11 protein-coding genes are annotated in these 14,260 nt (G+C 72.4%); 7 read left to right on the forward strand and 4 right to left on the reverse strand.

Annotated features, from left to right (window positions below):
* Together ACWEQO_RS32060 and ACWEQO_RS32065 are read left to right on the forward strand one after the other, a co-directional pair.
* On the forward strand, window positions 1-489 hold a 489-nt coding region (locus tag ACWEQO_RS32060), incomplete at its 5' end, for a universal stress protein (RefSeq protein WP_452986140.1).
* Window positions 490-516: 27 nt separating this feature from the next.
* The gene (locus ACWEQO_RS32065; protein WP_361460791.1) at window positions 517-795 is read left to right on the forward strand and encodes an SHOCT domain-containing protein; all 279 of its coding nucleotides are present in this window, start codon (window positions 517-519) and stop codon (window positions 793-795) included.
* A gap of 247 nt (window positions 796-1,042) precedes the next feature.
* Here the strand turns inward: ACWEQO_RS32065 and ACWEQO_RS32070 are convergent, their stop codons facing one another.
* Window positions 1,043-3,406, reverse strand: a complete 2,364-nt coding sequence (locus ACWEQO_RS32070) for a heavy metal translocating P-type ATPase (protein ID WP_452986141.1) — start codon at window positions 3,404-3,406, stop codon at window positions 1,043-1,045.
* 481 nt (window positions 3,407-3,887) lie between these two features.
* Here ACWEQO_RS32070 and ACWEQO_RS32075 point away from each other — a divergent pair, with 481 nt between their 5' ends.
* Entirely contained in the window at window positions 3,888-4,331 is a 444-nt protein-coding gene (locus tag ACWEQO_RS32075; protein ID WP_361460788.1) for a universal stress protein, read from the forward strand.
* A 339-nt stretch (window positions 4,332-4,670) separates the two neighbouring features.
* Here ACWEQO_RS32075 and ACWEQO_RS32080 read toward each other — a convergent pair whose 3' ends face one another.
* The gene (locus ACWEQO_RS32080; RefSeq protein ID WP_452986158.1) at window positions 4,671-6,407 is read right to left on the reverse strand and encodes an immunity 49 family protein; all 1,737 of its coding nucleotides are present in this window, start codon (window positions 6,405-6,407) and stop codon (window positions 4,671-4,673) included.
* 555 nt (window positions 6,408-6,962) lie between these two features.
* Entirely contained in the window at window positions 6,963-7,115 is a 153-nt protein-coding gene (locus ACWEQO_RS32085) for an SAM-dependent methyltransferase (protein WP_452986159.1), read from the reverse strand.
* Window positions 7,116-7,460: 345 nt separating this feature from the next.
* On the opposite strand from ACWEQO_RS32085, the gene ACWEQO_RS32090 reads away from it, so the two are divergent.
* The 4 genes from ACWEQO_RS32090 to ACWEQO_RS32105 all read left to right on the forward strand — a co-directional run bounded on the left by ACWEQO_RS32090 (window position 7,461) and on the right by ACWEQO_RS32105 (window position 12,869).
* Complete coding sequence (locus ACWEQO_RS32090) at window positions 7,461-8,075, forward strand: TetR/AcrR family transcriptional regulator (RefSeq protein WP_361460784.1); 615 nt, start codon at window positions 7,461-7,463, stop codon at window positions 8,073-8,075.
* Between the two features lie 486 nt (window positions 8,076-8,561).
* On the forward strand, window positions 8,562-9,371 hold the full coding sequence (locus ACWEQO_RS32095; RefSeq protein ID WP_361460782.1) for an SDR family NAD(P)-dependent oxidoreductase: 810 nt from the start codon (window positions 8,562-8,564) through the stop codon (window positions 9,369-9,371).
* Between the two features lie 14 nt (window positions 9,372-9,385).
* A complete protein-coding gene (locus ACWEQO_RS32100; RefSeq protein WP_452986143.1) occupies window positions 9,386-10,603 on the forward strand; it encodes a serine hydrolase domain-containing protein in 1,218 nt (405 codons plus the stop codon).
* 16 nt (window positions 10,604-10,619) lie between these two features.
* The gene (locus tag ACWEQO_RS32105; RefSeq protein ID WP_452986144.1) at window positions 10,620-12,869 is read left to right on the forward strand and encodes a cytochrome P450; all 2,250 of its coding nucleotides are present in this window, start codon (window positions 10,620-10,622) and stop codon (window positions 12,867-12,869) included.
* A gap of 259 nt (window positions 12,870-13,128) precedes the next feature.
* On the opposite strand, the gene ACWEQO_RS32110 is transcribed toward ACWEQO_RS32105, so the two are convergent.
* On the reverse strand, window positions 13,129-14,154 hold the full coding sequence (locus ACWEQO_RS32110) for a glutathione S-transferase family protein (protein ID WP_452986145.1): 1,026 nt from the start codon (window positions 14,152-14,154) through the stop codon (window positions 13,129-13,131).
* Window positions 14,155-14,260: the final 106 nt, after the last annotated feature.

Consider the following 14,260-nt stretch of genomic DNA (forward strand, 5'->3'; position numbering starts at 1 on the left):
GTCGTGCTGGTCCGGGCCGGCACGGCCGGGGAGCAGGAGGCGGAGGCGGAGGGGGCCGGGCGGCGGGAGGTGGTCCTCGGCATCGACGTCACGGAACCGTGCGACGAGGTGCTCGCGTTCGCCTTCGAGGCGGCCCGTCTGCGGCACGCGCGGCTGAGGGTCCTGCACGCCTGGGGCGCACCCGGCCTGCTCACCCTGGGCCCCGGCGAGGTGGGTTTGGTGGGGGATCCGCAGCGGGCCGGGGAGTGGCTGGGTTTCCTTTCCGCCGTGCTCCAGGTGTGGCGCGAGAAGTATCCCGAGGTCGAGGTGTTCCAGAGCGTGGTCGAGGGCAGGCCCGTGGATGCCCTGGTGAAGGCGGCGTCCGGGGCGGAGCTGCTGGTCGTCGGCCACCGGCTGGCCGGCCGGCCGACGGTCCCGGGCACCGGGCCGGTCACCCACGCCGTGATCCAGCGCGTCGGCTGCCCGGTGGTGATCGTGCCGCACCACTGACGGGACACCGGGAGGAAGTGGTCCGTGATGATGTACTGGAACGGGCACGGCATGAACGGCTGGGGCTGGTTCGCCATGTCACTCGGCACGCTCCTGTTCTGGGCGCTGCTGGTCATCGCCGGGGTACTCGTCGTCCGGGCCCTTGGCCGGACTTCTGGCCCTCCGCACCGTTCTGCCGGCCGCCCCGCCGCTGAACAGGTCCTCGCCGAGAGGTTCGCCCGGGGGGAGATCGACGAGGACGAGTACCGGCGCCGACTGGCCGTCCTCCGAGGAGACGCCCCGCCTTCGGGCGGGCACTCGCCCTGATTCCTCTGGACCGGCCAACTCCTGCAGAAAGGGCGATACCTGTCCATGCAGTCCCCGGCCCGCGTGGTGCTCGCCGGCCGGCCGCCACGGTGGCACCGGGCGAGACCTGCACGTTCGTGCTGCCGCAGGGCTGATCGCGCCGCTGACGGGAGAAGCCCGAGGTGCCGTCACGAGCCGGCCGGGCCGGCACGGACATCCCGCCGGGCCGGGACAGCGCACACGCTTCCTTACGGGAAAGGCGTACCGGTCAGGGAGCCAGGGAGAAGTAGTTCTCCTCCTCCTGCGTGAAGTGCAGCCGCAGCACGGTGTGCAGACCGTACAGGCAGGCGCGCAGGTCCTCGAGCTGCTCGGACTTCAGTGCGCCCTGTGCTTCGGCGAGCGCCACGTGGGTGGCCACCCGCCTGGAGAGCCGTTCGATCTCGGCGTGGGCGCGGCTCATGGTCGCCGTCGCCTCGGGGCCGCCGAGTGTGGGTCCGAGAGCCGGATAGAGCTGGTGCTCCTCGGCGTACTCGTGCGGCAGCAGCCGCTCGGTGAGCAGCCGGTTCACCTCGCGTACCGACTCCAGGGCCTGCGCCTCCTGGCCGGGAGCCGAGAGCCGGGCCGCCGCGTCGCGCACGGCCTGCAACACGTCCTGCAGGTCCTCGTGCTCGGCCGCGAAACGGTGGATCAAGGCCTCGGCGGCGGGTTCCAGGGCGGGCCGGACCCCTTGGTCCACGCGCAGGGCGCGCAGCGCGTTGAGGATGACCGCCACGTCGATTCCCTCCTGCAACAGGGCGCCCACCGTCGGCGGCAGCAGTCCCACGGCGGCCGCGCCCATGGCGGCCAGGGACAGCAGCATGCCGCCGAGGGCGCTCTGCACGGCGATGCGGCGCGCCCGTACGGCGATCGACGTGGCGTCGGCCAGCCGGTCCACGCGGTCGGTGGTGAGGACGATGTCCGCGGCCTCGGAGGATGCGGTGGAACCCCGTGCCCCCATCGCCACGCCGACGTCCGCGGCGGCGAGCGCGGGCGCGTCGTTCACACCGTCGCCGACCATGACGGTGACGGCGCGCCGGCGTTCCGCGCGGACCTCGGCCACCTTGTCCGCCGGGGCCAGTTCGGCCCGTACGCCGTCGAGCCCGAGGACGGCGGCGAGCTCGCGGGCGGGCTCGGGCCGGTCGCCGGTGAGCATCACGATGCGTTCCATGCCTGCCGTACGCAGCCGTCGCAGGGTCCGCGGCGCGTCGTGGCGCAGCGGATCGCGCAGCAGGACGGCCCCCACGGGGACGCCGTCGACGGTGAGCCAGGCGACGGCGGCCCCGTCCAACAACGCCCGGTTCTCCGCCGCCCGCGCCCAGTCCGGGGCCGACGTACCGGACTCCAGGCGGCCGACGGTCGCCCTGCGGCCCTCGACCACGCCGTGCGCGCCCCGGCCGGCCTCCTCCGACACGTCCGTCGCCACCGACGGCTCCAGCCCGCGCTCACGGGCCGCGTCGACGATGGCGTGGGCCAGGACGTGCGGTGAGTACTGGTCGACGGTGGCCGCCAGTCGCAGCACCTCGGTGGGTTTCCAGCCGGGGCCCGCGGTCACATCGAGAACACGCGGGCGACCGCCGGTAAGGGTGCCGGTCTTGTCGAGCAGCAGCGTTCGGGCCCGTCCCAGGCGCTCCAGGGCGCCACCGTCCCGGACCACCACCCCCAGCCGGGACGCCCGGGACAGTCCGGAGACGATCGCCACCGGGGCGGCGAGCAGCAGCGGGCAGGGGGTGGCGACCACCAGCACCGCGACGGCCCGCACCGCGGAGCCGCTGAACAGCCAGGCCAGCCCTGCGACCGCCACCGAGAGAGGAAGGAACCATGCCGCGTAGCGGTCGGCCAGGCGGACGACCGGGGCCGCCTCCGCGCCCGCCTGCCGGGCCAGCCGCACGATCCCGGCGTAGGTGCTGTCCTGCTCGGTCGCCGTGGCCCGCAACTCGAAGGCCCCGCCCGCGTTGACGACTCCGCTGCGCACGGTCTGCCCGGACACCCGCTCCACCGGCGCCGACTCGCCCGTGAGCACCGACTCGTCGAGGACGGCCGCCGGGCCCACCACCCGCCCGTCGACCGGAACGACCTCGCCCGCGCCGACGACGAGCAGGTCCCCCAAGGCGACTTCGGCGAGGGGGACCGGGCGGATCTCGGTGCCGGTGCGTCGGCGGGCGGTGCGGGGCGCGTGCGCGAGCAGCGCACGCAGGTCACGGGAGGCACGCCGCTGGGCGGCGGCCTCCAGTGTGCGGCCGGTGGCCAGCATCAGACCGATCAGCGCACCGGCGAGATACTCGCCGACGGCCAGGGTGCCGCCGAGTGCCAGGACCGCGATGACGTCCACACCGGCGTGACCGCGCCGCAGCGCGGTCAGCACCCAGCCGACCGCGGGGACGACGGCGAAAGCCGTGCCCAGAGCCCAGCACAGATCGGCGGCGTCGGTGTCGCCCAGCAGCCAGAGAACGCCCCCCGCCGTCAGCGCCGAGGCCGTGACGGCCAGGAGAGCGGGTTCGAGCCAGGACGTCGCCGTCTGCGCCGAGGCGAGTCCGGGCCCCGGCTTCTCAGTGCCGGCCCGGGGGGAGTGGCCGGCGGGGTCGACGTGACTCATGGCAGTCCTCACCGTCGACGGGTTCGCGGCGGGGAGCAGCCGGGAACGATGCCACCTGCCCGGCCGCGTGAGCACTCTCCTTTCCTCGCGCCCAGGATCCGACGATTCATCGGGCGGATCCAGGGCCGCATGACCCCATACTCCTCGCCTGGCCTCCGGCCCGCCACGCCCAGGGTCCGGCACGGTGCTCCCCGCCGGAAAGCCAGGGGTGCGGGTGTGGTCGGCCGGATCGGGCGATGGCCGGCACGCACGGGTGCGGTGAGCGGCCCGGGCGAGGAGAGGACCCCCCACCCGGCTCCTGTGCCTACCCGGTCGGGGCCTGGGATCCGGCTGGCTGGCCCGCTTTGCGTGCGGACGGCGCACCGCCGCCCGTCATGCCGCCGGATGCGCACCTCTGGCGGTCTGGCCACGGCTCCCGCAGCGTGGAGAGCAGGGGCGGACCGGCGCGGTGGGCACGTACGCTGAAGGAGAGGTGGGACGCATGGACAAAGATGCCTCCGAGCGTCGGGTGGTGGTCGGTGTCGACGGGTCGCAGTCCTCGTACGAGGCTCTGCGCTGGGCCGTGCGCTACGCCGGTCTCCTCGGCGGCACCGTGGACGCGGTCGCGGTGTGGGAGCTGCCGGGCCTGTACGGCTGGTCGGCGCCCGCCGTGGACATGGACGTCGACGAGGACGAGACCCGGCAGAAGATGAGCCGGGAGCTGTCCGAGGTGCTCGGCGCGGACACGGCCGACTCGGTCCGGACCCATGTGGTGCACGGCAATCCCGCCGACGTTCTGCTGCGGGCCGCCGAAGGAGCCGAGGCCCTGGTCGTCGGCAGCCGGGGCAGGGGTGGATTCGCGCGCGCACTGCTCGGCTCCGTCAGCCAGCACGTGTCCCAGCACGCGAGCTGCCCGGTGGTGATCGTGCGCTCCGGGAAGCCGTGACCCGAAGCGGTGACCTGCGACCCGGGACGGTGCAGGACCCCGGGTCACCGCAACGCCGCGGGGACTCTCCTGCTCGCCCGCTTCGTGGGACACGACCAGCGACTCGTCGCCGGGGAGCGGCCGCACTGCGGGGCCGGGGACCGGGGGCCGGCCGGCGCGGTCACCGCGGAGGAACCGGTGATCACCCCGGCCGTGCCCGTCACCGCCGCCGTCACGCTCGCCCGGGCCGCCCGTCGGCCGGTCCCCGGCGCCGGCGGAGCCGTCCACGGAGATGACCGTGCCCTCTTCGACGACCGTGCCGTCAGGGGCGGTGAAGCGCTGGGCCTCCGTGTCCACCTCCTAGAAGGGTTGAGCGGCCCGCAGGAGACTCTGCGGAAGGTAGGGGGATTCGACGCGGACGGCCCATCCGCGGCGACGGGCGTGGCAGGCCAGGGCGAGGATGTCGAGGTTGAGGGAGGCATCGGGATCGTCGGCGCGGTCGGCGACCTGGTAGTGGGCGCGGTGGGCTTCGAGCGCGTCGGCAAGGGCCAGGTCGAAGCTTTCCTCGTCGCCCTCCACGAGCTGCGACAGCAACACGGCCGGCGGCATGGCGAAGCCCCGGTCCTCGGCCTTCTCGGCCTCCTGCAGCGCCCGCTGCGCGGCCGCTTCGGGCTCGGTGCCCTTCAGGTAGGCGTGGAGAGCTTCGCGGTACGCGGTGCAGGCGGAGCCGTCCGGGCGGGCGAAGGCGGGGCCGGTGAGGACCAGTGGGGCGAGGTCCTCGCGTACGCCGGAGATCAGGGCGAAGGCAACGGCCGTCTGCCAGTTCCCGGCACCGGCTTCCTCGCCCCGCTCGGCCGGGTAGCGCAGGGTGCGCCCGCCGATGGACACCTCGACCTCGGTGCCCGGCTCCGCCAGCGCGATGCGGAACAGGGCCGCCCCCATCTGGGAGGCCAGCCGAAGAGTGGCGAGCTGGGCGTCCGCGACGTCGCCGGGGTTCCCCGCCCGCCACTTGAACAGGCGCTCCTGATCGCCCATGGCGCTGCCGAGACGCCAGACAGCGAGGGGCTTTCCCTCGACGTGGGTGAACGCCTCCCGGAGGTCTTCCTCGTACATGACCTCGATCCGCTGGATCCCGTCCCGCTCGCAGGCCGGTCGTTCGACCACCAGCGGGCCCGCGGCGAGCGCGGCGAGAGCGTCCGGCCGCCGGTCCCGGCCGAACCCCGCGACCCGCGGTCCCCGCGTCTCGAAGCCGGTGATCAGCGCGTGCGGGAGGTAGCCCGTGCGAACGGCCGGCGCCCAGCCCAGTGTCCGGTGCACGAGCGCGGCAAGAGCGATGGGCACGAGCGGGAGCAGGGTGCTCGGGGAGTCGGAGGCGCTGTGCAGGGTGGCGTGCCGGGTCAGGAGGTCGGTCAGCGCGGCGTCGAAGGCCTCCCGGTCCTCGGCGACCAGGGCGCGCAGCGTGCGCAGCGCAGCGCTCTGCGGTCGGTCCAGGAGGGAGTCGCCGGTCTCCCCGGCCCGGATACGGATGCGGTCCAGGGCCGCGTCGACGGCAGCGAGCTTGGCCTGCGCGCTCGGCGGGTACTCCTCGTCGTCGCCGGTGTCGTCCAGGACCACGGCCGTCAGTCCGGTGGCGAGCTCGCCGACGGGTGTTCCCTGCGCCCATGCGGCGAACTTCTCGCGGGCGAAGTGGAAGGCCTCGCCGTGCCGCTTCGCCTTGTCCCTGAGGACCGCCAGGCACAGCGCGTCGATCCACTTCCCGGGCGTGATGCTCTCCTCGGGGGCGTCCTCACCCGGGTCGTAGCTCATGCCGAAGTTCACGTACTCCAGGAAGACGTGGAAGCTGCAGTGCGGGTGGTACGCGGCGTAGGAGACGGCGCCGACCGCGGCTTCGGAGGCGTCCTTGAGGACGGCCTTGGCCTCCGGGGTGTCGAGGTCAGGTGTCTCGACGGAGAGGGCGCCCAGGTAGGCGAGGAACTCGTCGGCGATCGACTGCCATTCGTAGGTGGCCATCCGACCGGCCCTCGACATGGAGTGCACCTGACCCCCGATGCGGTCCGTGAAGTCCTCGCGCGCTGCCGACACGACGGCCCCGCCCACCTGGTGACGCTCTATTCGCACTGCCCCGCTCCTTGATCGGTCTCTGCGACAGCCTAGGCGCGGGGTCTGACAGACCGACGGCTGCTGTGACCAGCACCCCGGTCGGCCCGCGCCGCGCCGCTTCTGGGCTCGCGAGCCCAGGGCGGTCGGACACATCGCCGCCGGCCAGCCGACGGCGGGCGCGGCTTGCGGCTCTTGGTGAAGTCCGTCAGGCCGGGCAGACCGGTGCTGCCCGGCGGGTCGGTGCACAGCGCACCTCCGGTTCCAAAGGCCGGCCGCCGTGCGAAGGCGGCGGCGTGCAGCAGGGGTCGTGCCCGGGTGGGTCCGGGGAGGGTGAGAGCGGGGGAGCGGGGCCAGGTCGCGGATGTGGGCGACCTCGGCCTCGGCGAGGGCCTGCAGGACGGGTGGAAAGGAGTCCCGGTTTTCGGCCATGGGCGCCGCGCACAAGTGGTGTGGTGCACCGATGCGGCCTCTGCGCGGGGCGCGCCTGCGGCACGGGCACGCCGTGCGGATGCTGCGGAGTGCCTCCGCGGGACTGCCGAGCGGCAGAGCGGGTCACTTCTCGACCGCGACACCGCACACGGAGACGTCGGCCGTGTCCTCCTCGGCCCGGTCGGCGTCCGGGCGCCAGGCGGCCGTGGACACGACCCCCGGCTGCACCAGGTCCAGGCCGGCGAAGAAGGAGGCGATCTCCTGCGGTGAGCGCAGGTGGTAGGTGTTGCGGCATCAGGTCACGGCGCCGGAGCGGCAGCCGGGCAAGCGCGGACCCGCGGTTCGACGCGGACGGCCGGGCGTTCCTGGCGGCGCCGCCGCACCGGCTGCCGACGGGCCCCGGCCCTCGCGGCGCGACGACGGCGTTCCCGAGAGCACGGGAAACCCCACCGCGCCCGGAGTGTGCCCGGCCCGGACGGGCGCCGTGCGGGCGCTCCCGCACGGCCCGTCAGTTCCGCGCTGTCGGGCGCCAGGCCGGGCCGGCAGGCGTCAGGGCGGTGTTTCTGCTGGTGAACGGGGTTTCGGTAGAGTGTTCCGACGTCGGTTCGAAGAGGTGTCCCGTTGGAGAAGACTTCCGGTGTGTCGCACGCCGAGCGGAGGCGCCGTACACGTGCCGCGCTGATCTATGCCGCACGTGGCCTGTTCGTCGCGCAGGGGTACACGGCGACGACCGCCGACGCCATCGCACGCGCGGCACACGTCTCACGAGCCACGTTCTACCTGCACTTCCGCTCGAAGGCGGAGATCGTCGTCGAGCTGATGCGCGGCATCGAGCCGGAGTTGATCGCTTCGTACGAGCAGCTTTCGCTGGCTGAGCCCGCGCCCCGTGCGACCGAGCAGTGGCTCCGGGAGCACGCCGCCCTGTGGCGGCGGCACCTGATGGAGTTCACCGCCATGCAACAGGCGCTGACGAACGAGGAGGCCGTGGCCGAGGAGTGGTTCGCCCTGTACGGCCGACTCGCCGACGTCATGGCCGTCGTGGTCGACCGGCTCACCGCACGCGGCCTGACGCACGAACGGGCCAGGGCGCGGATCATCACACTGGTGATGACGATCGAGCGCGCGCTCTACGTGAGCGTCGTGCATGACCGCCCCGAGTTCTTCGAGGTGGCCATGCCCGAAGTCGCCGACGTGCTCGCCCACGCTCTGCGCGGAGGAAGCGTCACCCCGGCCTGACCCGCAGAGGCGCTCGACGTACGCGTCTCCAGAGGCCGAACAGTGGATGAGTGTCAACCGAAACGCCAGGCTCGGGAGGGTGACCGGCTGACGGCCCCGACGCATCCGGGCGGGCCGCGCTTCCTCCGCGACGGTACCGCCCTCCCCGTGCGGAACGGGCCGCAGGGCTGAGTTGCGCCGCCCTGCGGTCAGGTTCCTGCGCCGCGATCAGCGCGGCTCTCACCTGCGATTTTCCCTCCGGCTGGGCCAGAGGTCCGCCGACGGCGGGCATGCCCTCCTCCTGACTGCCGGCCCCCGGCGCCGTGGGCCGTCCCGCGACCGTCCCCGCGGGTCGCGGCGTGCCTACCCCTTGGAGCCGGCCGTTACGCAGAAGCATCCCCACGGGAACCCCACATTCACTTTTGCTAGACATCTGTCTTGTAAATGTGCGAGCCTCCATACACATCGAGCCCCGGTGCCCACGGCCGGGGCGGTGCAGGAGGAACAATGAAGTTCGCCGATCACGTCGTCTTCGTCACCGGAGCGGCGTCGGGCATGGGACTCGCGGTGGCTCGCGCGTTCCACGAGGAAGGCGCCGTGGTCTACGGCGCCGACATCTCCGCCAAGGCCCTCGAAGAGGCGTTCAGCGGCCTGGAGCGAGCCGTTCCGCTCGCCTTCGACATCGCCGACAGCGGAGCGGTCGCCGAGGCTTTCGCCCGTGTGGAGGCGGACCGGGGACGCCTGGACACGCTGGTCAACGCCGCCGGCGTCAACGCCCCGAACCGGGCCACCCTCGAAGCGCTGAACGCGGAGAACTACAAGGGCTTCCTGGCGATGAAGGAGGGGCGCCGCCACCACCCCGAGTTCATCGAGCAGGTCACGGACGAGGACTTCGACCGCGTCCTGAAGATCAATCTCTACGGGACCTTCTACACGATGCGCTCCGCGACTCCGCTGCTGAAGCGGAACGGCGGCGCCATCGTCAACTTCTCCTCGGCCGCGGCGCTCATGGGTGTCGCCATGCCGGCGTACTACCCGGCGTCGAAGGCCGCGGTGCTCGGCCTCACCCGCGAGGCGGCCGTCGAACTGGCGCCCTTCGGCATCCGGGTCAACGCCCTCGCGCCGGGAGCCATCGACACCCCGCTCTTCCGTCAGAGCGACGACGAGTTCATCGACTTCCTCGTCGGACTCCAGCCCATCCGCCGCACCGCCACGCCCGAGGAGATCGCCAAGACGGTCCTGTTCCTCGCCGGCGAGGACGGCTCGTACTACACCGGCCAGACGATCTCGCCCTCGGGCGGGCTCGTGATGCAGTGAAGGGACCAGTGGCCATGACCTTCGGTGACACCACCGTTCCCGTCGCGCGGAGCGCCGGTCCGGATGTCGTCTCCCGCGCCGATGTCGACCCGCGCGCTCTCGACCGGCTCGTCGACGAGATCACGCGAGACATCGCCGGCGGCACCTACGACGGCGCGCATGTCATCCTCGCCCGTGGCGGGGACGTCGTCGTCGACACCACACTCGGCTGGCACGAACGTGCGACCGGCCGCGAACTCGCGACGGACGCCGTCTTCCGCGTGCTGTCGCTCACCAAGGCGTTCACCAACGCGATGGCGTTGCGCGCGATCGGCGAAGGCAGGCTGGCCCTGTCCACCCGTGTCGTCGACCTGATCCCGGAGTTCCTCGGGACGGACCCGTTCCACATGCTCCGCAAGGACCGGATCAACCTCGTCCATCTGCTCACCCACCGCTCCGGCATGCCGCCGACGCCCAACCCGGGACTCGGACCGGAGCGCTTCGGAGTGCTCGCGGACGTCGTCGAGGCACTCTCCACGGTGGACGTCCTGTTCGAGCCCGGCACCAACCTCAACTACGCGCCGGCCATCAACCACGCGCTGATGGGCGAGATGCTGCGCCGCGCCTACGGCGCCACCTCGTTCCGGGAACTGGCCGAAGAGCTGATCTTCGAACCGCTGGGTATGGACGACACCTCGTTCGGCCTGCCGGCGGCGCTCGAGGAACGGGCCGTGCCGCTCAAGGCGTACCTGCCCGAGGGCGGGTTCCTGCAGCCCGGCGACATCGAGTGCCTCAACGACCACATCACCGAGGACGCCGAGATGCCGTGGGTGGGCTCCGTCTCCACCGCCCGGGACGTGTTCACCTTCGCCGAGATGATCCGCCGCCGCGGTCTCCACGACGGTCAGTGGGTGCTGGCCCCGTCGATCGTCGACCAGGCCACCACCCTGCAGACCGGCGACATGCCGAACGACCTGTACGCGCAGATGGCGGCCGCGCGCGGCTGGGAGATCCCCCGCGGCAACTTCGGCCTCGGCTTCTCCCTGTCCGGAACGGGCACCGCGCCCAGCTTCTTCGGGCCCTTCACGTCACAGCGCACGCACGGCAACTACGGAGCCGGTTCGTCCCTGTTCTGGGTCGACCCCGAACGCGACCTCACCTTCGTCTTCCTGTCCGCCGGCGTCATGGAGGAGAGCGAGAACGTCGCCCGTTTCCAGAAGCTGTCGACCATGGCCGTGGCCGCGGCCCTCTAGAGATCCGGAGCCGATCATGACCGAGACCGAGATTCCGCCGACCGCCGGCCGCTGCCCCGTCGCCCACGGATTCGACGCCATGAGCGACGACTACTACCGCGACCCCTCGGCCCACTTCGCCAAGGTCCGCGACGAACACCCCGTGTTCTGGTACCCCTGGCTGAACGCGTGGATCGTCACCAGGCGCGAGGACGTGCTGCGCGTCCTGGCCGACTGGACCGAGTTCTCCTCCTCCGGCAACACGGCGACGATCGAGGTGCCCGAGAAGCACCGCGCCATCGTCCCGCAGGGCCTGATGTCCGAAATGATCGTGGGCACGGACCCCGACGTGCACACCGTTCACCGCGGTGCGGCGCTGCGCGGGTTCACCCAGGACCGGATGGAGGCGCTGCGCCCGGAGATCGAGGAGCGGGCCCACCGCATCCTCGACCGGATCGAGAACCAGGGCTCCGGCAACCTCATGGAGGACTACTGCCTGGAGCTGACCACCCAGACCCTCCTGGCCCACCTGGGCCTGGGCTGGGAGCACGACGTCATGATGCGCCGACTGCGGGGCGACATGGGCCGGGTGCTGTCCTCCGCCCAGGAGGAGATGCCGCAGGAGATCTTCGACGAGGTGTGGGACCGGTTCGCGTCGGCCTTCGCACAGCTGCAGGCCGTGGTCGCCGACCGCCGCGAGAACCCCGGCGACGACTTCATCAGCGACATGGCCACGCAACGCGACAGGGACGGCGACTATGTCCTGACGATCCCGCAAGTGGCCCTCCACGTCTGCGAGTTCGCCCTGGCAGGAGCCGACACCACCGCGCAGGCGATGGCCAACGCCGTACTGTTCCTCGACTCCCGGCGCGACTACATCGCCCAGGCGCTGGAGGACCCGGCGCTGTGGGCGAACGTCTTCGAGGAGACCATCCGGCGCCGCCCCTCCTCGCCCTTCGCCTCCCGCAAGGCGATGCGCGACATGGAGATCTCCGGTGTGCGGATCTCCCGAGGCGACATGATCTGGGTCTCCCTCGCCAGTGCCAACACCGACCCCGCCCACGTCGAGCGTCCCTTCGAGTTCGACATCCACCGTCCGGACCCGACCGACCACCTGGCCTTCACCGCCGGCCGGCACACCTGTCTCGGCCAGGCACTGGCCCGTGTCCAGGGTGCGACGGGACTCAGGGTGCTCTTCGAGCGGCTGCCCTCGCTGCGCCCGGCCGACGAGGTGCCGCTCGACTTCGCCCGCATGGCCCTGCTGCCGGTGCGGCTGTCGCTGCCGGTGGTCTGGGACATCGCCGATGTGGAGCGGCAGAAGAAGCGCGTCAAGCGGGAGATGAACCTGGTGCTGACCGGCCGGGAGGAGGTGTCCGAGGGTGTCGTGGCGCTGCGCTTCGCCCACCCGGACGGCGACGCCCTGCCGGAGTGGGAACCCGGCGCGCACGTCGATGTCCGCGTGCCGGTCGGCGACGGCGTCCTGGTGCGGCAGTACTCCCTGTCGTCGTCGCCGTCGAAGCCGCACGAGTGGCGGCTGGGCGTGCTGCGCGAGGCGGGCGGGCGCGGCGGCTCGAAGGCCGTCCACGAGACGTTCGAAGTCGGCGCGCAGGTGCGGCTCGGCTGGCCGCGCAACAACTTCCGGTTCGTGTCCGCCCCGCGCTACGTCTTCGTCGCGGGCGGGATCGGCATCACCCCGATCCTCCCGATGATCGAGAAGGCCGAGGCCGAGGGAGCCGACTGGGAGTTGCACTACGGCGGTCGCACGCGTGCGTCGATGGCCTTCCTCGACGAGCTGGAGCAGTACGGCTCCCGGGTCAGGCTGGTGCCGCAGGACGAGCTCGGCCACCCGGACCTGCCGGGCGTCTTCGGCACGGTGCGGCCCGACACCCTCGTCTACGCCTGTGGTCCCGAGCCGCTGCTCACGGCGCTCGAACAGGCCCTGGCGCACTGGCCGGAGGGCACGCTGCACACCGAGCGGTTCGCGCCCCGGAAGGTGGTGCGCGACGAGCCGGACCGGGCCTTCGAGGTGGAGTTCGCCCAGTCGGGCGTCCGGGCGGAGGTGCCCGCGGGCACCTCCATCCTCCAGGTCGCCGAAGAGCACGGCATCACCGCGCTGTCCTCCTGCAAGGAGGGCACCTGCGGCACGTGCGAGACACGCCTCCTCGACGGAGCCGCCGACCACCGCGACTCGATCCTCACGCCCACGGAACAGGCCGCCAACAGGACGCTGATGATCTGCGTGTCACGCGCGGCGAAGGACTGCCCGCGCCTGGTCCTGGACGCCTGATCCCCACCTCCCCGGAGGCGACACAGGTGAAGGGCGCCCCGCCCCAAGCGGGGTGCCCTTCACCGAAGGCCTTCGCACACGGCTCGCCGTGGACGGCGTCAAGCCCGCCGAGGAGAACCGCGAGTCCGACCCGCCGGGCGGCGACGTCCTGGGCGTGGCAACCCGGATCACCGCGGACTTCGCCGACGCACCCGAAGCCGTCGTCGAGGTCCCGCACGGCGCCGTCGTCCGCAGTGGTGGTTCCCCGGCCGAACGCGTCTCAGGGGCGGCCCCGCGCGGCCGTCTCCTCGTCCGCGCGGGCCGGGCCGGGCGGCGTCCCGTCGCCGAACGGCCGGCCGCCCAGCTCCTCGCGGTGATGAGGGGCCGACCAGCCGGACAGATCGGGGCCGAGGGGCACGATGCCGGTCGGGTTGATGCCGGTGTGCACCTGGTAGTAGTGCCGTTTGATGTGGTCGAAGTCGACGGTGTCGCCGAAGCCGGGCGTCTGGTAGAGGTCGCGGACGTAACCCCACAGCACCCGGTTCTCCGTCAGTTTCCAGCGGTTGCACTTGAAGTGGCCGTGGTACACGGCGTCGAACCGCACCAGTGTGGTGAACAGCCGGATGTCCGCCTCCGTGATCGTGTCGCCGACGAGGTACCGCTGCCCCGCCAGCCGCCGCGCCAGGAGTTCGAGCCGCCGGAACACGTCCGCGCACGCCCCCTCGTACTCCTGCTGCCCGGTGGCGAAACCGGCCCGGTACACCCCGTTGTTCACATCGTCGAACACCTCCGCCATCACCGCGTCGATCTCGTCGCGGTGCTTCTCGGGATACAGGTCGGGCGCGCCCGCGCGGTGCAGCGCCGTCCACTCGGTGGCGAAGTCGAGAGTGATCTGCTGGTAGTCGTTGGTGACCAGCTGCCCGCCGGCCACCTCCACGATCGCGGGGACACTCACCCCGCCCGGGTAGTCCGTCTCCCGCCGGTCGTACGCCTCGCTCAGGTACCGGATGCCGAGGACCGGATCGCGGCCGTCCGGGTCCAGGGTGAAGCGCCAGCTGCGGTGGTCCTGGATCGGGTCGGTGACGGCCAGGGACAGCGCGCCCTCCAGACCGAGCAGCCGCCGGGACACCAGCGCCCGGCTCGCCCACGGGCAGGCCCGGCTGACGACGAGCCGGTAGCGCCCGGCCTCCACCGGCCACCCGTCCCTGCCGTCCGCGGTGATCCGGTCCGCGAAGTGGGCCCCCGACCGCTTGAACGCCTTGTGGCCGTAGGCGCTGTTGCCGCCGTCTCCCTCGTCGCTGCTCATGCCGTCCTCCTCCTGCTCGTTTCCACCCTCTGTGACCGCGTTCCCCGTTTTCGGCGGTCGGCACGGCGCGACCGGGCCGACCGAGGCAGCCGGCCGAGGTGAGCAC

This window comes from Streptomyces sp. NPDC004051, assembly GCF_053604275.1.

Excerpts from the sequence above, each read along its gene's own strand:
- ACWEQO_RS32065 (WP_361460791.1), top strand. The coding sequence starts at position 517 with ATGATGTACTGGAACGGGCACGGCATGAACGGCTGGGGCTGGTTCGCC.
- ACWEQO_RS32070 (WP_452986141.1), bottom strand. The coding sequence starts at position 3,406 with ATGAGTCACGTCGACCCCGCCGGCCACTCCCCCCGGGCCGGCACTGAG.
- ACWEQO_RS32075 (WP_361460788.1), top strand. The coding sequence starts at position 3,888 with ATGGACAAAGATGCCTCCGAGCGTCGGGTGGTGGTCGGTGTCGACGGG.
- ACWEQO_RS32095 (WP_361460782.1), top strand. The coding sequence starts at position 8,562 with ATGAAGTTCGCCGATCACGTCGTCTTCGTCACCGGAGCGGCGTCGGGC.
- ACWEQO_RS32100 (WP_452986143.1), top strand. The coding sequence starts at position 9,386 with ATGACCTTCGGTGACACCACCGTTCCCGTCGCGCGGAGCGCCGGTCCG.
- ACWEQO_RS32105 (WP_452986144.1), top strand. The coding sequence starts at position 10,620 with ATGACCGAGACCGAGATTCCGCCGACCGCCGGCCGCTGCCCCGTCGCC.
- ACWEQO_RS32110 (WP_452986145.1), bottom strand. The coding sequence starts at position 14,154 with ATGAGCAGCGACGAGGGAGACGGCGGCAACAGCGCCTACGGCCACAAG.